14 protein-coding genes and 1 riboswitch are annotated in these 20,042 nt (G+C 54.5%); of the genes, 12 read left to right on the top strand and 2 right to left on the bottom strand.

Features of this window, described 5'->3' with window-relative positions:
• Window positions 1–359 precede the first annotated feature (359 nt).
• From RAC90_RS00070 to RAC90_RS00025, 10 genes are all read left to right on the top strand, one after another.
• A complete protein-coding gene (locus RAC90_RS00070; protein WP_054687526.1) occupies window positions 360–1,589 on the top strand; it encodes an MdtA/MuxA family multidrug efflux RND transporter periplasmic adaptor subunit in 1,230 nt (409 codons plus the stop codon).
• Entirely contained in the window at window positions 1,589–4,711 is a 3,123-nt protein-coding gene (locus RAC90_RS00065; protein ID WP_054687524.1) for an MdtB/MuxB family multidrug efflux RND transporter permease subunit, read from the top strand. Before RAC90_RS00070 ends, RAC90_RS00065 begins: the two co-directional genes overlap by 1 nt.
• Entirely contained in the window at window positions 4,708–7,785 is a 3,078-nt protein-coding gene (gene mdtC, locus RAC90_RS00060; RefSeq protein ID WP_367143851.1) for a multidrug efflux RND transporter permease subunit MdtC, read from the top strand. The genes RAC90_RS00065 and mdtC overlap by 4 nt, the downstream gene beginning before the upstream one ends.
• Window positions 7,786–7,797: 12 nt before the next feature.
• On the top strand, window positions 7,798–9,198 hold the full coding sequence (mdtD, locus tag RAC90_RS00055) for a multidrug transporter subunit MdtD (RefSeq protein WP_375123792.1): 1,401 nt from the start codon (window positions 7,798–7,800) through the stop codon (window positions 9,196–9,198).
• Window positions 9,195–10,583 (top strand): two-component system sensor histidine kinase BaeS, encoded by a 1,389-nt coding sequence (baeS, locus tag RAC90_RS00050; RefSeq protein ID WP_375123791.1) that lies wholly within the window; start codon window positions 9,195–9,197, stop codon window positions 10,581–10,583. The genes mdtD and baeS overlap by 4 nt, the downstream gene beginning before the upstream one ends.
• Before the next feature lie 6 nt (window positions 10,584–10,589).
• Window positions 10,590–11,297 (top strand): two-component system response regulator BaeR, encoded by a 708-nt coding sequence (gene baeR, locus RAC90_RS00045; RefSeq protein WP_033740518.1) that lies wholly within the window; start codon window positions 10,590–10,592, stop codon window positions 11,295–11,297.
• Between the two features lie 116 nt (window positions 11,298–11,413).
• Window positions 11,414–12,790: a tRNA 5-hydroxyuridine modification protein YegQ gene (yegQ, locus tag RAC90_RS00040; RefSeq protein ID WP_033740520.1), complete on the top strand. Its 1,377-nt coding sequence runs from the start codon at window positions 11,414–11,416 to the stop codon at window positions 12,788–12,790.
• A 230-nt stretch (window positions 12,791–13,020) separates the two neighbouring features.
• Window positions 13,021–13,920: a lipid kinase YegS gene (gene yegS / locus RAC90_RS00035; RefSeq protein ID WP_054633462.1), complete on the top strand. Its 900-nt coding sequence runs from the start codon at window positions 13,021–13,023 to the stop codon at window positions 13,918–13,920.
• A 155-nt stretch (window positions 13,921–14,075) separates the two neighbouring features.
• Entirely contained in the window at window positions 14,076–15,536 is a 1,461-nt protein-coding gene (locus RAC90_RS00030; RefSeq protein WP_044242198.1) for a mannitol dehydrogenase family protein, read from the top strand.
• Between the two features lie 50 nt (window positions 15,537–15,586).
• The gene (locus RAC90_RS00025; protein WP_039338144.1) at window positions 15,587–16,273 is read left to right on the top strand and encodes a GntR family transcriptional regulator; all 687 of its coding nucleotides are present in this window, start codon (window positions 15,587–15,589) and stop codon (window positions 16,271–16,273) included.
• A gap of 28 nt (window positions 16,274–16,301) precedes the next feature.
• On the opposite strand, the gene thiD is transcribed toward RAC90_RS00025, so the two are convergent.
• Both thiD and thiM read right to left on the bottom strand, forming a co-directional pair.
• Window positions 16,302–17,102, bottom strand: coding sequence for a bifunctional hydroxymethylpyrimidine kinase/phosphomethylpyrimidine kinase (thiD, locus tag RAC90_RS00020; RefSeq protein ID WP_133745368.1), 801 nt, complete (start codon window positions 17,100–17,102; stop codon window positions 16,302–16,304).
• Window positions 17,099–17,887 carry a hydroxyethylthiazole kinase gene (gene thiM / locus RAC90_RS00015; protein ID WP_152607495.1) on the bottom strand — a complete coding sequence of 263 codons (789 nt, stop codon included), beginning with the start codon at window positions 17,885–17,887 and terminating at the stop codon, window positions 17,099–17,101. Before thiM ends, thiD begins: the two co-directional genes overlap by 4 nt.
• Before the next feature lie 34 nt (window positions 17,888–17,921).
• Window positions 17,922–18,018: riboswitch (TPP riboswitch) on the bottom strand.
• A 395-nt stretch (window positions 18,019–18,413) separates the two neighbouring features.
• Here thiM and RAC90_RS00010 point away from each other — a divergent pair.
• Together RAC90_RS00010 and RAC90_RS00005 are read left to right on the top strand one after the other, a co-directional pair.
• Entirely contained in the window at window positions 18,414–18,581 is a 168-nt protein-coding gene (locus RAC90_RS00010) for a hypothetical protein (RefSeq protein ID WP_375123790.1), read from the top strand.
• A 799-nt stretch (window positions 18,582–19,380) separates the two neighbouring features.
• Window positions 19,381–19,857 (top strand): hypothetical protein, encoded by a 477-nt coding sequence (locus RAC90_RS00005; RefSeq protein ID WP_375123789.1) that lies wholly within the window; start codon window positions 19,381–19,383, stop codon window positions 19,855–19,857.
• The last annotated feature ends 185 nt before the right edge of the window (window positions 19,858–20,042 follow it).

Below are 20,042 nucleotides of genomic sequence, written 5' to 3'. Positions count from 1 at the left end.
CTCAGCAGGCATAACGTAAGGTTAAACGCTGACCTTCTTCATGCTGCGCACGGCTGCGTAAAGCGCTGGGTGATGAATGTGTCATCTTCCTGAAGGATAAGTTGTTTTTAATCCTGTATTTCCTGGTCAGGCAGGATATGATCCGGCGCGCTGTGGTCAGCGTAGTCCGCCTTGTTTCACATCAAATCTGACTCTTTGCCAACGCCGTTTTTTCAAAAAACCGACAAACTTACGGTGCGCTGACAGATATCCTTAATTCCTTCAAATTTTTACCCGCAGGGACGACTACAATTCGTGGTTTGCAGGCTAACGTTTACGCCCGCGTCCTGGAACGATATCGCTGGAGAGCAACAATAACAATGAACAACCGACATCCTGGAATGAAAAAAGGCCTGATTTTAGCGGTGGTTATTGCCGCTGCTGCAGGCGGTTACTACTGGTGGAAGCATCCAGCCCAACCCGCAGGCAACGAAACACCCAGCCAGTCAGAACACGGCAAAAGAGGCAACGGCGGGCATAAAGCGCTTGCGCCCGTGCAGGCTGCCAGCGCCGTGACAGAAAGTGTGCCGCAATACCTTAGCGGTTTGGGTACGGTGACCGCAGCCAATACCGTCACGGTACGCAGCCGGGTAGATGGTAACCTGGTGGCGATCCATTTCACGGAAGGTCAGCAGGTCAAAGCCGGCGATCTGCTGGCAGAGATCGATCCGCGTCCCTATCAGGTCGCCCTGATGCAGGCTCAAGGCCAGCTGGCGCGCGATCAGGCTACGCTAGCGAACGCCCGCCGTGATTTAGCCCGTTATCAGAAGCTGGCGAAAACCTCGCTGGTATCCCAGCAGGATCTGGATACGCAAAACGCGCTGGTCAGTGAAACCCTGGGCACGATTAAGGCCGACGAAGGCAGCGTTGCCAGCGCACAGCTGAACCTGACTTACAGCCGAATTACTTCCCCGATTGCGGGTCGCGTCGGCCTGAAGCAGGTTGATATTGGCAACTACATCACCAGCGGTGATACCAATGGTCTGGTGGTGATCACTCAGACGCATCCGGTGGATGTCGTCTTTAGCGTCGCCGAAAACAATATCAGCCAGATCATGCAGGCGCAGAAAAGTGGCGAACCGTTGCTGGTGGAAGCCTGGGACCGCAGCAATCAACATCTGATTGCGCGCGGAAAACTGCTCAGCCTGGATAACCAGATCGACGTCACGACAGGGACCATTAAAATCAAAGCGCGTTTTGATAATCAGGATGACCTGCTTTTCCCTAATCAGTTCGTCAACGCCCGGCTGAAGGTGAATACGTTGCAGGATGCCGTCGTGATTCCGGTAGCTGCGTTACAGATGGGCAACGAAGGCCACTTTGTCTGGGTGATTAACAGCGAAGATAAGGTGAGTAAGAAAACCGTGACCGCCGGTTTCCAGGACAGTCAGAAAGTGGTCATCAATGCCGGACTGAGCGCGGGCGACCGCGTGGTAACGGATGGCCTTGACCGCCTGACAGAGGGGGCAAAAGTGGAAGTGGTTGCAGCACAGAGCAGTGCAACTAAACAGAGCCGCGCCAGCTTGCCATCCAAAGGAGAGTCAGAGTAATGCAGGTTATGCCTCCTGACCGCAGCGGAGGACCGTCACGCCAGTTTATTCTGCGCCCGGTCGCGACGACGTTACTGATGATTGCTATTCTGCTGGCGGGGATTCTGGGTTACCGCTTTTTGCCGGTGTCAGCGTTACCCGAAGTGGACTATCCGACCATTCAGGTTGTTACCCTGTATCCCGGTGCCAGTCCGGATGTGGTGACGTCGTCGATTACAGCGCCTCTTGAACGTCAGTTCGGTCAGATGTCCGGTCTTAAGCAGATGGCCTCGCAAAGTTCTGGCGGCGCCTCGGTGGTGACGCTGCAGTTCCAGCTCTCGCTGCCGCTCGATGTCGCAGAACAGGAAGTCCAGGCGGCGATTAACTCTGCCTCTAACCTGCTGCCCAGCGATTTGCCGAATCCGCCGGTTTACAGCAAAGTTAACCCGGCGGATCCGCCCATCATGACGCTCGCCGTCACCACCACCAGCATGCCTTTAACCCAAGTACAGGACATGGTGGAAACACGCGTCGCGCAGAAAATTTCCCAGGTGACCGGCGTCGGCCTGGTCACGTTGACCGGCGGCCAGCGTCCCGCTGTGCGCGTTAAGATGAACACCCAGGCATTAGCCTCTATGGGCCTGACCAGCGAAATGGTGCGTACGGCGATCACCAACGCCAACGTAAATTCCGCGAAAGGCAGTCTTGATGGTCCGACCCGCTCGATTACGCTGTCAGCCAACGATCAGATGAAATCGGTCGAGGATTACCGCCAGCTGATCGTCAGTTATAAAAATGGCGCGCCAGTGCGGCTGGCCGATGTGGCTACGATTGAACAGGGTGCCGAAAACAGTTGGCTGGGTGCCTGGTCTAACCGTGAACCCGCCATCGTACTGAATGTGCAGCGCCAGCCGGGTGCCAATATTATTGCAACCGCCGACAATATTCGCGCCATGCTGCCCGGGCTGATTGCCAGCCTGCCCAAATCCGTCGATGTGAAACTGGTCACCGATCGCACCACCAATATCCGCGCGTCCGTCACCGATACGCAGCATGAGCTGATGCTGGCAATGGCGCTCGTGGTGATGATCATCTACCTGTTCTTGCGTAATGTGCCTGCGACCATCATTCCGGCCGTGGCTGTTCCGCTGTCGCTTATTGGCACCTTTGCGGCAATGTATTTCCTGGGCTTTTCCATCAATAATCTGACGCTGATGGCGCTGACCATCGCCACAGGCTTTGTGGTGGACGATGCCATCGTGGTGATTGAGAATATCTCGCGCTATATCGAAAAAGGGGAAAAGCCGATGACAGCGGCCCTGAAAGGGGCAGGCGAAATTGGCTTTACCATTATTTCGTTAACGTTTTCACTGATTGCGGTATTGATTCCGCTGCTGTTCATGGGCGACGTGATTGGTCGCCTGTTTCGCGAATTTGCGGTGACGCTGGCGGTGGCAATTCTGATCTCAGCGGTGGTCTCGCTCACCCTGACGCCGATGATGTGTGCCCGCATGCTGAGCGCCGAGTCACTGCGTAAGCAGAACCGCTTTTCCCGTGCCAGCGAAGCGATGTTCGATCGCATCATTGCCGTTTATGGTCGTGGGCTGCGCCGGGTGCTGAATCACCCCTGGCTGACGCTGTCCGTGGCGCTCGGCACGTTGCTGCTGACGGTTTTGCTGTGGATGGCCATTCCGAAAGGTTTCTTTCCGCAGCAGGACAACGGCATTATCCAGGGAACGCTGGAGGCACCGCAGTCGGTATCCTACGCCAGTATGGCGCAGCGGACACGCGATGTTGCCTCTGTGATTATGAAAGATCCGGCTGTGCAGAGTCTGACCTCGTTCGTGGGCGTGGACGGCACCAATCCGTCACTCAACAGCGCCCGATTGCAGATTAACCTCAAACCGCTGGATATGCGTAGCGAGCGTATTCCGGAGATTCAGCAGCGGCTGCAAGCGCAGATCAGCAAAATTCCTGGCGTCACCTTGTGGTTGCAGGCGGTGCAGGACCTGACAATTGATACCCAGGCCAGCCGAACGCCGTATCAGTTTACCCTGCAGTCCGGTTCGCTGGATTCGCTCAGCACCTGGGTCCCTGCCCTGCTTAACGCCCTGCAGAAACACCCTGCGCTACGTGACGTCAGCAGTGACTGGCAGGACCAGGGGCTGGAAGCCTATATCAAAGTGGACCGTGACAGTGCCAGCCGGCTGGGCATCAGCATGGCGGACGTAGATAACGCGCTGTATGACGCCTTTGGTCAGCGGCTGATCTCCACGATTTATACCCAGGCGAATCAGTACCGCGTGGTGCTGGAACAGGACAACAGCACCATGCCGGGCCTGCAAAGCCTGGACGGTATTCGTCTGAACAGCACTGACGGTGGCAGCGTGCCGTTGAGCGCGATCGCCAGCATTGCCCAGCGCCATGCGCCTTTAGCGATTAACCACCTGAGTCAGTTCCCCTCCGCCACCTTCTCTTTCAACGTGGCGAAGGGCTATTCGCTGGAGGATGCGACCAAAGCGATCAACCAGGCAGAGACGGAACTGGGGATGCCGTCAGAGGTGATGACGCAGTTCCAGGGCAGCACGCTGGCTTTCGAGGCTGCCCTGACCAGTACCGTCTGGCTGATTGTGGCGGCAGTCGTGGCGATGTATATCGTGCTCGGCGTGCTGTATGAGAGCTTTATCCATCCCATCACCATTCTCTCCACGTTGCCCACGGCGGGCGTCGGTGCGCTGCTGGCGCTGATGATAAGTGGGAATGAGCTGGATATTGTTGCCATCATCGGCATCATTCTGCTCATTGGTATTGTGAAAAAGAACGCCATTATGATGATCGACTTCGCGTTAGCGGCGGAACGTGAACAGGGCATGAAGCCCTATGATGCGATTTATCAGGCCTGCCTGCTGCGTTTCCGACCGATTCTGATGACGACGCTGGCCGCCCTGCTGGGTGCATTACCGCTGATGCTCAGCACTGGCGTGGGTGCAGAGCTGAGGCAGCCGCTGGGGATCGCCATGGTCGGCGGCCTGATTCTGAGCCAGATTCTGACGCTGTTTACCACGCCGGTAATCTACCTGCTGTTTGACCGCCTGGCGCATAACCTGCGTCGTCGCCTGGGTCAGACGGAGGCGCAGCCGTGAAGTTTTTTGCTTTGTTTATCCATCGTCCGGTCGCCACGACGCTACTGACGCTGGCCATTGCGCTGGCGGGCATTCTGGGCTTCCGCCTGCTGCCGGTGGCGCCGCTGCCGCAGGTGGATTTTCCGGTCATTATGGTGTCAGCGTCCCTGCCAGGAGCCTCGCCCGAAACGATGGCGTCTTCGGTCGCCACGCCGCTGGAGCGCTCGCTGGGCCGAATTGCAGGCGTCAGTGAAATGACCTCGACCAGTTCGCTGGGATCGACCCGCATTATTATGGTGTTCGATTTTAATCGTGATATTAACGGCGCGGCACGTGATGTACAGGCGGCCATTAACGCGGCGCAGAGCCTGCTCCCTACCGGCATGCCGTCGCGTCCGACCTACCGCAAAGCCAACCCGTCTGACGCGCCGATCATGATTATGACGCTGACGTCAGATCTGTACACGCCAGCCCAGCTTTATGATTATGCGTCGACACAGCTGGCACAGAAGCTGTCGCAGATTAATGGCGTGGGCGATGTCACCGTGGGCGGCAGCTCGCTGCCCGCAGTGCGCGTGGCGCTCAATCCGCAGGCGTTATTTAATCAGGGCGTGTCGCTGGATGCGGTGCGTCAGACCATCGCTAACGCTAACCAGCGCCGTCCCCAGGGCGCGCTGGAAGACGGGCAACAGCGCTGGCAGTTACGGACCAACGATGCATTACAAACCGCCCGGGAATACCAGCCGCTGATCGTGCAATACAACAACGGCGCAGCAGTACGGTTGTCCGATGTCGCCACCGTTGAGGACTCCGTGCAGGATGTGCGCAACGCCGGTATGTCGCGGGGCAAACCGGCCGTTTTGCTGGTGATTCGCAAAACGGCGGATGCGAACGTGATTGAGACGGTTGATCGTATTCGCGCTGAACTGCCCGAACTGCACGAAATCATCCCGACGGCGATCGATCTGCAGATTGCCCAGGATCGATCACCCACCATCCGCGCGTCGCTCGAAGAAGTGGAGCAGTCGCTAATTATCGCCGTTGGCCTGGTCATTCTGGTGGTGTTTGTTTTCCTGCGCTCAGGTCGCGCCACGCTGATTCCGGCGGCGGCCGTGCCGGTCTCGCTGATTGGCACCTTTGCCGCCATGTATTTGTGCGGCTTTAGCCTGAACAATCTGTCGTTGATGGCGCTGACCATCGCCACCGGCTTTGTCGTGGACGATGCCATTGTGGTGCTGGAAAACATTGCCCGTCATGTTGAATCGGGCATGAAACCGCTGGCCGCCGCGCTCAAAGGCGTGCGTGAAGTGGGCTTTACGGTGCTGTCGATGAGCCTGTCGCTGATCGCGGTCTTCCTGCCGCTGTTGATGACAGGCGGATTGATTGGCCGCTTCTTCGCGGAGTTTTCCATCACCCTGTCGGTTGCTATTCTGATCTCGCTGTTTGTGTCCATCACGCTGACGCCTATGATGTGTGCTTACCTGCTGAAACCCCATGCGCCGCGCAGTCAGCCGCGGCGACGGGGCATTGGCCGCCTGCTGCTGGCGGTACAACAGGGTTATGCGCGCTCTCTGAACGTCGTGCTGAACCATGCGCGCTGGGTCATCCTGTTGCTCGTGGGCACTGTCGCCCTGACGGTGTGGCTGTTCATCAGTATCCCTAAAACCTTTTTGCCCGAGCAGGATACCGGTCGCCTGTCCGGCTTTATTTCTGCCGACCAAAGCATTTCGTTTCAGGCGATGCGCGGTAAGTTGCAGGACTTCATGAAAATCGTGGGGGCCGATCCGGATGTCTCAAGCGTGGTGGGCTTTACCGGCGGCATGCGCACCAATATGGGCCTGATGTTTATCTCCCTGAAACCCTTGTCCGAACGCAAAGATAATGCACAGGCAGTGATTGCCCGCCTGCGTACCAAGCTGGCAAAGGAGCCCGGTGCCAACCTGTATCTTAATGCGGTGCAGGATATCCGGGTGGGCGGTCGCGAAGCCAACGCCAGCTATCAGTATTCTCTGTTAACAGACGATCTGGCTGCGCTGCGCACCTGGGAACCGAAAATTCGTCAGGCCTTTACCGCCCTGCCGGAACTGGCCGACGTTAACTCCGATCAGCAGGATCAGGGCAGCGAAATGGCCCTGACGTATGACCGGGCCAGCATGGCGCGGCTGGGCATTAATGTTTCCGAAGCGAATGCGTTGCTCAACGATGCGTTTGGTCAGCGTCAGATTTCCACCATCTATCAGCCGCTGAACCAGTACAAGGTCGTCATGGAAGTGGATCCGCGCTATACCCAGGACATCAGTTCACTGGATCAGATGTTTGTGATTAACAGCGACGGCAAACCCATCCCGCTCTCCTGGTTCGCCAAATGGCAACCGGCCAACGCGCCGCTGTCGGTTAATCATCAGGGCTTGTCTGCCGCGTCAACCCTCTCCTTTAATCTGCCAGAAGGTGTGTCGCTGTCCCAGGCATCCGAGGCGATCGATCGCACTATGACGGCGCTTGGCGTACCGTCCAGCGTGCGCGGCAGCTTTGCCGGCACCGCACAGGCGTTCCAGCAATCGCAAAGCAGTCAACTCTGGTTGATGCTGGCTGCGGTTGCGGCAGTTTATATCGTGCTGGGGATTCTCTACGAAAGCTATGTGCACCCGTTGACCATTCTTTCGACGCTGCCGTCTGCGGGCGTCGGTGCCCTGCTGGCGCTGGAGCTGTTTGATACGCCGTTCAGCCTGATTGCCTTGATCGGGATTCTGTTGTTGATCGGGATAGTAAAAAAGAACGCCATCATGATGGTCGACTTTGCGCTTGACGCAGAACGCAACGGCAACCTGAGTGCCCGCGAGGCGATTTTCCAGGCCTGCCTGTTACGCTTCCGCCCTATCCTGATGACCACGCTGGCGGCCCTGTTTGGCGCGTTACCGCTGGTGCTGACCAGCGGAGACGGCGCCGAGCTGCGTCAGCCGTTGGGCATTACCATTGCCGGCGGCTTGATCATGAGCCAGCTCCTCACGCTGTATACCACGCCGGTGGTGTACTTAATGATGGACAAACTGCGACGTAAAACGCGCACCCAGATGATGAATGCCACTCAGCATTAAGGGGTAAATATCATGCAGAGCGTCACGGTCCGCTGGCAGTTGTGGATTGTTGCCTTTGGTTTTTTTATGCAGACGCTGGACACCACCATCGTCAACACGGCGATCCCGTCCATGGCGCACGATCTGGGCGTGAGCCCACTGCATATGCATTCGGTGATTGTGGCCTATGTGCTCACGGTGGCGGTGACGCTGCCGCTGAGCGGCTGGCTGGCGGACCGGTTTGGCGTGAGAAATATCTTTTTTAGCGCGATTGTACTGTTCAGCGTGGGATCGCTGTTGTGCGGCCTGTCAGGCACGCTGAATCAGCTTATCATGGCGCGTGTGATTCAGGGGATTGGCGGGGCCATGATGGTGCCGGTAGGACGGCTGACGGTAATGCGCATTGTACCGCGTGACCAGTATATGTCTGCGATGACCTTTGTCACCCTGCCCGGCCAGATTGGGCCGCTGCTGGGGCCCGCACTGGGCGGTGTGCTGGTGGAATATGCCAGCTGGCACTGGATTTTCCTGATTAACATCCCGGTCGGCATCATCGGTGCCGTCGCCACGTTGAAGTTACTGCCGAACTACGCGATGCCGCCGCGACGCTTTGATTTTGTCGGGTTTGTCCTGCTGGCCGCCGGAATGGCCACGTTAACGCTGGCGCTTGACGGTCAACGCAGTAGCGGCGGCTCTGCCTTGTTACTGGCCGCGATGATCCTCATCGGCACCGGCTCTCTTCTGTTTTATCTGCTGCATGCGCGCCAAAACGACAGTGCGCTTTTCAGCCTGAAGCTGTTCGACAACCGCATTTTCTCCATTGGCTTACTCGGTAGTCTGATTGGCCGCATCGGCAGCGGCATGTTGCCCTTTATGACGCCGCTGTTCTTGCAAATCGGCATGGGCTTCAGCCCGTTTCATGCAGGCTTGATGATGATTGCCATGGTGCTGGGCAATATGGGCATGAAGCGTGTGGTTGTCAGCATTGTTAACCTGTTTGGCTATCGCAACGTGCTGGTGGGTTCAACCATAGGCCTGGCGCTGGTGGTCTTGCTGTTTCCACTGGTGGCGATGCTCGGCTGGACAGTCATGCTGCCGCTGGTGCTGTTTCTGCAAGGCATGGTGAATGCGATTCGCTTCTCTTCGATGAACACGCTGACGCTCAAGGATCTACCCGATGACCTGGCCTCCAGCGGCAACAGCCTGTTATCGATGATCATGCAGCTCTCAATGAGTATTGGCGTAACCGTGGCGGGCCTGCTGCTGGGCGCGTTTGGTCATGCAACGTCCGGGGAACAGGGTTTAAGCCATCAGGCGTTTATCTGTGTTTATCTCTGTATGGCGCTGATCATTATTCTGCCTGCGCTGGTGTTCTGGCGGGTTCCGAAAGAGATGAGTAAAAGCGTCGATCTGCGACGTCGGAGAAGTGAATGAGATCGTTCCTGCATTTTGGCATCGGTGCCAAATTATTCATGGCCATATTCTCCACCTGCATGCTGGTCCTGATTACCATGCACTGGGGCGTCCGGCTCAGCTTTGAACATGGCTTTGTGGACTATATTAAACGCGGGAATGAACAGCGGCTGAATTTGCTGGGTGCGGCGCTGGCCGATCAGTATGAACAGCATGGCGACTGGGATTTTCTGCGTAATAACGACCGGCTGATCTTCTCGATGCTGCGCTCGCTGGAGCAAAACCCGGACAGCAGTAACCAGTTACCGCCTCACGGCTGGCGCACCCAGTTCTGGGTACTCGATCAGCACTACAAAGTGATGGTCGGCCCGCGCTCACAGGTTCCCCCGGAAGGGATACGTCACGATATTACGCTCAGTAACGGTAAAGTCGTGGGCTGGATCATCAGCTCGCCGCCAGAGCGCCTGACGCGCAGCACCGATATCAATTTTGATCAGCAGCAGCGACGAACCAGCTGGTATATCGTGGGCCTCTCTACTCTGCTTGCCGCCCTGGTCACCTGGCTGATGGCGCGGGGCTTGCTGGCACCGGTGAAAAGACTGGTAGACGGTACGCATCATCTGGCGGCGGGGAACTTAGCCACACGGGTTAAGGTTGACAGCCAGGACGAATTGGGCCAGCTGGCCCATGACTTTAACCTGCTGGCCAGTTCGCTGGAGAAAAATGAAAGTATGCGTCGGGCCTTTATGGCCGACATCTCGCATGAATTGCGCACGCCACTGGCGATTTTGCGCGGTGAGCTGGAAGCCATGCAGGATGGTGTACGTAAACTCACGCCAGACGCGATTACCTCTCTGCAAAGCGAAGTGGCGCTGCTGACCAAGCTGGTGGATGATCTGCACCAGCTTTCGCTCTCTGACGTCGGCGCACTGGCCTATCGCAAGCAGGCCACCGATTTGGTGCAGCTTATTGAGATCAGCGCAGGCAATTTTACCGAGCGCTACCGCAGCCATGATCTAACCCTGAAGCTCGACATGCCGGATGACGCGTCGTTTTTTGGCGATCCTGACCGGCTGATGCAGTTGTTTATTAACCTGCTGGAAAACAGCCTGCGTTACACCGATGCCGGCGGCGTAGTCCGGGTGCGGCTCTGGTATGACGTGCCCTACTGGCACGTCACCGTAGAGGACAGCGCGCCCGGCGTGGAAGGCGATCAACAGGCACAAATATTTGAGCGTTTTTTCCGCACAGAAGGTTCGCGCAATCGCGCCAGCGGCGGCTCTGGCCTGGGGCTGGCAATCTGTAAAAACATTGTTGATGCCCACGGTGGCAGCATCAGCGCCTCGCATGCGGATTTAGGTGGGCTGAAAATCGCGCTACAATTGCGTTATGTTCCTCCCGTTTAGAAGATTATGAACCAGGAAAACACTTACCCGCTAATCCTTGTGGTTGAAGATGAACCCAAGCTGGCACAGCTGATGATTGATTACCTTGAGGCTTCTAACTATCGCACGCATCATCTGGCGCACGGCAACGCGGTACTGGACTACGTTAAACAGACGCCGCCCGATCTTATCCTGCTGGATTTGATGCTGCCGGGTAAAGATGGGCTGACGCTGTGCCGTGAGATTCGCCGTGATTCCGACTTGCCGATTATTATGGTGACCGCGCGCACGGAAGAAATCGATCGCCTGCTGGGCCTGGAGATTGGTGCGGATGACTATATCTGCAAGCCATTCAGCCCACGCGAAGTGGTAGCGCGGGTCAAAACCATTTTGCGCCGGGTGAAGCGATCTCCCGAAGAAGCGCCCGTCGCGTCTTTGCTGAAAGTTCATGAAAGCCGCTTTCAGGCCAGCTGGCGTGATGAGCCGCTGGATTTAACGCCCGCTGAATTTCGTCTGCTGAAAACGCTGTCCCTTGAACCGGGAAAAGTCTTCTCCCGTGAACAGTTGTTAAACCATCTCTACGACGATTACCGGGTTGTCACCGACCGAACCATTGACAGCCATATCAAGAACCTGCGCAGGAAACTGGAAAGCCTGGACAGCGAACAACCCTTTATCCGCGCGGTATATGGCATGGGCTATCGCTGGGAAGCCGATGTCTGCCAGTTGATTTAGATTGACCCAGATCAATTTACTTCCGTTTTCACCCTGCCTACAATTCCACACCTTTTGCAGGGTTTCCCCCTGCACATGCCGCCCAGGCGACATGCTGACCTGACATCAGTGAGCACATCATGAAACCCGAATTACTTTCCCCCGCCGGAACGCTGAAAAACATGCGTTACGCGTTTGCCTATGGGGCCGATGCCGTCTATGCCGGCCAGCCGCGCTACAGCCTGCGGGTACGCAATAACGAATTCAGCCATGAAAACCTGGCGAAAGGCATTAACGAAGCCCACGCGCTGGGTAAAAAGTTTTATGTGGTGGTGAACATCGCCCCGCATAACGCCAAGCTGAAAACCTTTATTCGCGATTTAACGCCGGTAATTGAGATGCAGCCCGACGCGTTAATCATGTCCGATCCTGGCCTGATCATGCTGGTGCGCGAGGCGTTTCCGGCCATGCCCATCCACTTATCTGTGCAGGCTAACGCCGTGAACTGGGCAACGGTGAAATTCTGGCAGCAAATGGGCTTAAGCCGGGTGATTTTATCCCGCGAGCTGTCGCTGGAGGAGATCGCCGATATTCGCGAGCAGGTGCCGGACATGGAGCTGGAAGTGTTTGTGCACGGCGCACTGTGTATGGCGTACTCCGGGCGCTGTCTGCTGTCGGGCTACATGAATAAACGCGATCCTAACCAGGGAACCTGCACCAACGCCTGCCGCTGGGAATATCAGTTGCAGGAAGCCAGACAAGATGACGTCGGCAACATTGTTGAAATTCATCAGCCGGTCAGCGTACAGGACGTGACGCCTACATTGGGCATCGGGCAACCCAGCGACAAGGTGTTTTTGCTGGAGGAGAAAATGAAACCCGGCGAAATGATGAGCGCCTTTGAAGATGAACACGGCACCTACATCATGAACTCGAAAGATCTGCGTGCCGTGGCGCACGTCGAGCGCCTGAGCCAGATGGGCGTTCACTCGCTGAAAATCGAAGGTCGCACCAAATCCTATTACTACTGCGCCCGCACCGCACAGGTTTATCGCAAAGCCATTGACGATGCGGCGGCAGGTAAACCGTTTGATTCTGCCCTGCTGGAAACCCTGGAAGGCCTGGCGCATCGCGGCTATACCGAAGGTTTTTTGCGTCGTCACACCCACGACAGCTACCAGAATTACCAGACCGGCTACTCTGTCTCAGAGCGCCAGCAGTTCGTCGGGGAGTTTAGCGGTGAACAGCGCGAGGGCTGGGCGGAAGTACGGGTAAAGAATAAATTTGTTCTGCATGACAGCCTGGAAATCATGACGCCGTCCGGTAACCTGATCTGCACCCTTGATGCCCTGCAAAACAGCCGTGGAGAACCGACAGAGGTGGCCCCGGGAGACGGGCATCGCGTCTGGATGAAAGTGCCGCCGGAGGTAGATCTGCGGTTTGCCTTGCTGCTGCGTAACTTTGCGCCAGGCCAGAACACTCAGGATCCGCATGCCGCTCACGCCACGGCCTGACAAAATTTGACAAAAGCAAGAACAGGATCACAGACGGCTCGGTTTTACTGAACTATAGTGCTGCCTGCTACCAATGAGTAACAATTATCAGCAGCAGTAACTGGATCCACCTCATTCACCCGCCCGGCTCCCCCGTGCGGGTTTTCTTTTTTCTCCCTTTCGCCAATCATTTTTCTCTTCCGGCTATGCTATAACCACTAACTACGCTTTCGATCTCCAAGGAACAGATAATGGACAAACAATCGCTTACGCTGCTAATCCTGAATGGTAAAGGCGCAGGCAATGACGATCTCCGTGAAGCGATCACGAAGCTGCGCGCCGAGGGCTTTAACATAGCCGTGCGCGTGACGTATGAAAAAGGAGACGGTGAGCGTTACGTGGAAGAAGCCCTTGAACTGCAGGCGGAAACCGTGGTGGCGGGCGGCGGTGACGGCACCGTCAACGAAATCGCTACCGCACTGGCGTCGGTCAACGCGGATGAGCGCCCGGTTCTGGGGATTCTGCCGCTGGGCACAGCGAACGATTTTGCCACCAGCGTCGGCATTCCTGAAGAGATTGAGCACGCCTTGCGCCTGGCTATCCAGGGTAAAGCCTGTGATATCGACCTCGCCCGCGTTAACCAGCATCACTATTTTATTAATATGGCGACCGGAGGATTTGGCACGCGCATTACGACCGAGACGCCGGAAAAACTCAAATCCGCGCTGGGCGGCGTGTCCTATTTTATTCATGGGTTGATGCGCATGGACACGCTAAAACCGGACAGTTGTGAAATTACCGGGCCCGGTTTTAACTGGCAGGGCGATGCGCTGGTCATCGGCATCGGCAACGGTCGTCAGGCCGGAGGCGGTCAGCGTTTATGCCCGTCGGCGTTGATTAACGATGGCCTGCTGGACGTCAGCATTGTCACCGCGCAGGAGTTGCTGCCTACCCTGCTGCATTCCCTGACCGGCGATGAAGAGAATCCCGGCATTATTTCCACGCGCTTATCGTCCCTGACGATTCGCTCACCGCATGAAATGACCTTTAACCTGGATGGCGAACCGCTGACAGGCCAGTCATTTACCATCGATATCATGCCGGGCGCGTTAAGCTGCCGCCTGCCGCCGCAGTGTGCCCTGCTGAGTTAATTCTCACGGGAGCCCTGGCTCCCGGCCTTAATGTAAACAGTTCGTGATTACATTCACAATTCCGCTACTTCAACTTGTATGGTAGTAGCGGGGCGCGTAATTTTTCATCCTTAATGCCAGCATGGCCTGCCGTCCGTCTGCCACAAGGATGCTTTATGCTACACATCGATCACCTTCCTGCGGATGTTCATCTGCCCGCCTATGACCGTCGCCAGCTTAAAACCCGTATAGTGCATATCGGCTTTGGTGCCTTTCATCGCGCCCATCAGGCCTTGTGCACGGATAAACTGGCCGAACAGGGTAGCGACTGGGGAATCTGCGAGGTTAACCTTAACAGCGGCGAGCTGATTCAGGCACTCCGCCAGCAGGACTTTCTCTATACGTTGACCGAAAAAAGTGACGACGCCGTGAAAACCCGGGTCATTGGGGTGGTTACCGCGGCACTGCACGGCAAAACGGACGGCATTGATGCCGTGATTACGGCCCTGTGCCAGCCGGACGTGGCGATTGTGTCGATGACCGTGACGGAAAAAGGCTATTGTCACCTGCCCGCCAGCGGCAATCTCGATCTGCAACATGCGGATATCGTACATGACCTGGCGCACCCCGCACAGCCCCGCTCGCTGCCCGGATTGATTGTCGCCGCCATCCGCCGTCGACGCGATCTGGGTTTAGCGCCTTTCAGCGTGATGTCCTGCGATAACATGCCTGAAAATGGCCACGTCACACGGAATGTGGTGACGCAGCTCGCCCGGCAGCATGATGCGTCGCTGGCGGACTATATTCAGCACAACATCACCTTTCCCTCCACCATGGTAGATCGCATCGTTCCGGCGATGAATGAGGCCGCCTTTGACGCGTTACGTGCCCGTATTGGTTCGTCCGATCCAGTGGCCGTTGAGGCTGAACCCTTCTTTCAGTGGGTGATTGAAGACCACTTTGTCAGCGGCCGACCTGACTGGGACAAGGCCGGTGCCGAACTGGTGGAGGATGTGCTGCCGTTTGAGCAAATGAAGTTGCGCATGCTCAATGGCAGCCACTCCTTTCTGGCGTACCTTGGTTACCTTGCGGGTTATGAACACATCAGCGATTGTATGGCTGACGACGCGTTCCGGGCGGCTGCACGTGCGCTGATGGTTAACGAACAGGCACCGACGTTAACCACGCAGGGCGTGGATTTACCGGCTTACGCCGACGCCTTAATCGCTCGCTTTGCCAACCGCGCTATCAGACACCGCACCTACCAGATTGCGACCGATGGCACCCAGAAACTGCCACAACGCTTTCTCGACAGCGTGCGCTGGCATCTCGCTAACGGCACACCCTGCCCGCTGCTGTTACTGGGCATTGCCGCCTGGATGCGCTATGTCGGTGCGGTCGATGAAAAAGGCGAACCTATAGCGATCCGCGACCCACTTAAAGCGCAGCTGGCCACCTGTGTGGCGGAAAGCGCGGAAGGTCAGGAGCGGGTGCGGGCCTTACTGGGCCTGAAAACCGTTTTCGGCGAGGATCTGGCGGATAATACAGCCTTTGTTGACGCGCTCTCCGCCTGCTATATACAGTTGACGAAAGTGGGGGCACGGGCAGCCGTGCAACAGGCCATCGCACAGGGCTAAGGCGTTTTAACGCGCTGGCGAAATCGGGTTAATGTTAACAGGGACAGAACATGACGCTTTCCTACACCATCACGACAAGTGAACCGGTCAATCAGCAGATTTACCGTTATCTACGCAAAGATATCGTCACCTGCGTCATTCAGCCGGGCGCTTTGCTGTCGGAAAAAGAGGTTTCCGCCCGTTTTCATCTCTCTCGCCAGCCGGTACGTGAGGCGTTCATTAAGCTGGCAGAAGCCGGTCTGGTACAAATCCTTCCACAGCGCGGCACCTTTGTGCGTAAGATTTCAGCGAAGCAGGTCGAAGATGGACGCTTTATCCGGGAAGCGGTAGAACTGGCCGTGATACGCCGCGCAGCGCGGGAAACAAGCCAGCGCGGACTGATGGCGCTGGAGCATAATCTGCAGCTCCAGCGCATCACTGCCGCCCGGGGCGACAGCCAGATGTTTCTCAGCCTGGACGATGAATTCCATCGTCTGATTGCCGAGAGCATCGACTGTATGCTGGCATGGGAAACCATTGAAAACATCAAGGCGACGATGGACCGGGTGCGCTATCTCACCCTGAATCAGGTCGCGCCCGCTGAAACGCTGATCGAACAACATGAAGCCGTTTTTGCCGCCCTGAAAGCGCGCGATGCGGACCAGGCAGAAACCGCCCTGCGTCACCATCTGCAGGCAATGATGTTTTCGCTCGCGCCCGTGATCAGGCAAAACCGTGACTGGTTCGAGGCTGAGTAGCGCGCCGTACAATCGCTGAGCGAAGCCGTTACCACCACTGATGAAAATGATGAACAGGTCCAGTCCCGTGGCCCACCTCCAGCGAATCGGCTGCCAGCAGGGCCTGTTGTAGCCAGGTTTTGGCTTCATTAACCGTCTCCGCCCAGTCACTGTGCCGTGGACGCAGGGCCGCCAGCGCAGCAGACAGCGTACAACCGGTACCGTGCGTATGGCGCGTCTTCACCCGAGGCGTGCTGAACCGTTGCCGCCCCGCTGGCGTGATCAGCCAGTCAGGACTTTCGCCATGATCCAGATGTCCGCCCTTCATCAGCACGGCCTGACAACCCAGCGCCAGAAGGGCATCGCCCTGCGTCAGCATCTCGTTCTCATTGCTGGCCATACGGCATTCGAGCAGCGCGGCGGCTTCGGGCAGATTAGGTGTGATCAGTGACACCTGTGGCAACAGGCGCTCGCGGACACAGGCAATGGCATCAGGACTCAGTAAGGCATCGCCGCTCTTGGCCACCATCACCGTGTCCAGCACCACAAACGGGATTGCCCGGCGCTGCAAGCCAACCGCCACCCGCTCCACGATCGCCGCGTCGGACAGCATGCCAATTTTTGCACTGTCGATGCGCACGTCATCAAGAACGGAATCCAGCTGTGCGCTGACAAAATCAGGATCAATACGGTACACCGACTGTACGCCACAGGTATTTTGCGCCACCAGGGCCGTAATCACGCTGGTGCCGTAAGCGCCCAGTGCGGAGAAGGTTTTCAGGTCGGCCTGAATCCCGGCACCGCCGCTGGGATCGGTACCGGCAATCGTTAAAGCATTGATGCGTTTCACAGGGCGGCCTCCAGTGTCCAGAGCGCGTCCAGAAACGCCGGTGCAAAGCTGCCCGGCCCGGTTGATGCCTGTGCGGCTTTCTCTCCGGCCAGTGCCATCACCCGACAGGCGCTGGCGATATTGACCAGTCTGTCACCCGGCAGGCTGGCAAAGGCGGCGACGACCGCAGACAGTGCACAGCCGGTACCGACCACCCGCGTCATTAAGGGCGATCCGCCGACGATCGACAGGGTACGCATCCCGTCGGTGGCATAATCCACCTCGCCAGTGACCACCACACAGGTCTGATACTCCCGCGCCAGTTGTTGGGCGGCCAGCAGGGCGCTTTCGGCGGCGTGCAGACTGTCCACGCCACGTCCGCCGTCAGCCTGCTGGGCCAGCGCCAGAATCTCGGAAGCATTGCCGCGAATCACGGCAGGCGACTGCATTAGCACCTGCTGACAAAACCGGGTACGCAACGTCAGTGCGCCCACCGCTACCGGGTCCAGCGTCCAGGGCGTGCCTGCCAGATTAGCCGCCTCGATTGCCGCGGCCATGGCCTGCTGGCGTTCGTGCGTTAATGTGCCGACATTGATTAACAGTGCATCCGCGATACCGCTGAACTGCGGCGCTTCCTCGCGATCGATGACCATGGCAGGTGACGCGTTCAGAGCAAGCAGGACATTAGCCGTGAGCATTTGCACCACATCATTGGTCATGCAGTGCACGAGCGGTGACTGACGGCGAAACTGTTGCAGGATGGGCGCGCATTGCGCATCAGAAAGATGGTGCGGTTGATGTGTCATCAGAACTCCCAACCGGCGGACAAGAAGGCGAATGCGGTCAGGCATCAGACTTCCCTACGCTGGCATTATCCAGATCAGGTAATACGGGTTTTTCTCAGCCTTCACAAAGAAGGGCACCCCGAGTCGTGTAGATTACATTTCTTTATTAATTAGTGAGTTATGTAAGTTTACCTGTTTGTATAAGGTTGTTTTTACGAATCTCACTATTGAGCATTGTACCCCAGCCTGTACCCCATTTTGTACCCCACAGGAAAACAAAAAGCTTGATTATTCTTTACCCATGTAAAACGGTTATAGTTAGAATCTATGGACAGAATTAATCATTATTATCGCCAAATGAAGTTTTGAATCATGTTTAGAAAAATAAAGTAGATGCCCTACTTTATTCATTTCTTTCCGCTATGTAATTACCTTCAACAGAAATAATCTGTAGAGACAGTAATTAACTGTTATTTTCTCATGAAACAAGTTTTTTTGTGACCTATACTAAAATCTGAAAGCCAAATCTTATACACATAGGTATAAAATGAAATTTAAAGATAATTTAGAAAATGAAATATTATCTAATATAAAAAGACTGGAAGAAGAATATGATGAAATGATGTACTTCAACAATCCCCCACCAGATATGAACATTGTTGCAACAAAATGGCTGCAACAATATATTAGCAAAAGAACAAATCATGGAGAATAACAATTGAAAAAAAGGGAAATACGTACCAATAGAAAGACGTTGAATAAATCAGTTCGTAAAAAAATAATTTCATCAGATATATCACTGACTTTCTATCAATATGAAAACATTCTATGTAGCGATATGACCTCAGCACGAATATGTAACATATTAAAAGTGCGATTACCAAAAGGATACATAGAGAAGCTAAGAAATAACAAACTTACGAAATACAAGAACTGGTACCAAAAAATAAAAATTAAGCATTTACACAGCCCCCAGTTAAACAACTAATCGCCCCAAAAAAAAGGCCGACTCACTCGCATGAGCCGGTCTTTCTAAAGTTATCAATATAGAGTGTATACAAATGATTAATCCTATATCTATTTTTACCAAATTTAATTATGTATCTACTGAGTATGGCTCAGGAAAAACATATATTTTATGCGAAATAATTAATAATAGGACTAATGGAGAAAATTTTTGATACGATTAAAGATTCTATCCTAAATCAAATATGCTGCCCGACAATGCAATATAGCGTCATCAATAGCAAACAGTACATTAATTACTGAAGGATGACACATTCAAGCTGGGGTGACAATATTTAAGCTTTAATAATAAAGCATCAGAATTTTTCGACTCTAATGCTTCTGAAAATAGCAATAATGCCATTAACTAATGAATTGCAAGTTAAGAAGGCAAAAGAAATAGCTGATGGCAATAAAAGAACAAGACATATATTATAAATTTTTATCATATCCACTAATTAATAGAAAACCATCTTTCATTTGAATTGTTTGTTATAAGAGGATTATTTATGGCAGGAAAAACACAAAATTTTGACAATACTGAATTTAAAAATATAGCTGGTAACTTTAGTAATTACAATGATCTTACGTTAAATGGAAAAAAAATTGTTAACGATATTATTACTAAGTGTTCTGGTAAGAATGGATATCCGCACAAGAAAGTATATTATGTGTTTTTTAATATTTTTGAAGTGAATAAAAACACTATTAAGTACTGGTTAGATTACTATTCAGCTATGTACAAAGAGGATTCACTACCAACTATTAATACTGTACGTAAGTTTCTTACAATCATTAAACAGTTATCTGTAGCATTGGTCACAGCACATAAGAAAGGCGTAAGACTGTTTAAGGCAGCCCAGGATGGACACTATTACTTGACGCCAGTCGATAAGTACGAAATTGATAAGATATATGATAACGGGGCATCAGCACAGGAAATTATTGCAGTACTTCAGCATATGATTGATGATTCTACGAAATAATTGCTTTGCAGAAATATAGCCTTACTTCGCAAGATGAGTACAGACACGACAAAAAAACAGCATGCAAAGGTGCTATTTCATTGATTTCATTAAGGAATAATGTGCCAACCACTATCTTGCGACCTTATATTAATATTAACCGATACTCCGTTAATTCAAAAAATAATGTCTTACTAATATTCAGC

Origin of the sequence: Pantoea sp. CS_6 (genome assembly GCF_041954745.1) — a bacterium.
GTDB lineage: Bacteria > Pseudomonadota > Gammaproteobacteria > Enterobacterales > Enterobacteriaceae > Pantoea > Pantoea stewartii.
Note: the sequence above shows the minus strand (reverse complement) of the source record. Positions and strands in the feature narration are given on the sequence as shown.

Excerpts from the sequence above, each read along its gene's own strand:
- baeS (WP_375123791.1), top strand. The coding sequence starts at position 9,195 with ATGAGATCGTTCCTGCATTTTGGCATCGGTGCCAAATTATTCATGGCC.
- RAC90_RS00010 (WP_375123790.1), top strand. The coding sequence starts at position 18,414 with ATGAAATTTAAAGATAATTTAGAAAATGAAATATTATCTAATATAAAA.
- thiM (WP_152607495.1), bottom strand. The coding sequence starts at position 17,887 with ATGACACATCAACCGCACCATCTTTCTGATGCGCAATGCGCGCCCATC.
- RAC90_RS00025 (WP_039338144.1), top strand. The coding sequence starts at position 15,587 with ATGACGCTTTCCTACACCATCACGACAAGTGAACCGGTCAATCAGCAG.
- mdtD (WP_375123792.1), top strand. The coding sequence starts at position 7,798 with ATGCAGAGCGTCACGGTCCGCTGGCAGTTGTGGATTGTTGCCTTTGGT.
- baeR (WP_033740518.1), top strand. The coding sequence starts at position 10,590 with ATGAACCAGGAAAACACTTACCCGCTAATCCTTGTGGTTGAAGATGAA.
- yegS (WP_054633462.1), top strand. The coding sequence starts at position 13,021 with ATGGACAAACAATCGCTTACGCTGCTAATCCTGAATGGTAAAGGCGCA.
- RAC90_RS00070 (WP_054687526.1), top strand. The coding sequence starts at position 360 with ATGAACAACCGACATCCTGGAATGAAAAAAGGCCTGATTTTAGCGGTG.
- RAC90_RS00005 (WP_375123789.1), top strand. The coding sequence starts at position 19,381 with ATGGCAGGAAAAACACAAAATTTTGACAATACTGAATTTAAAAATATA.
- RAC90_RS00065 (WP_054687524.1), top strand. The coding sequence starts at position 1,589 with ATGCAGGTTATGCCTCCTGACCGCAGCGGAGGACCGTCACGCCAGTTT.
- RAC90_RS00030 (WP_044242198.1), top strand. The coding sequence starts at position 14,076 with ATGCTACACATCGATCACCTTCCTGCGGATGTTCATCTGCCCGCCTAT.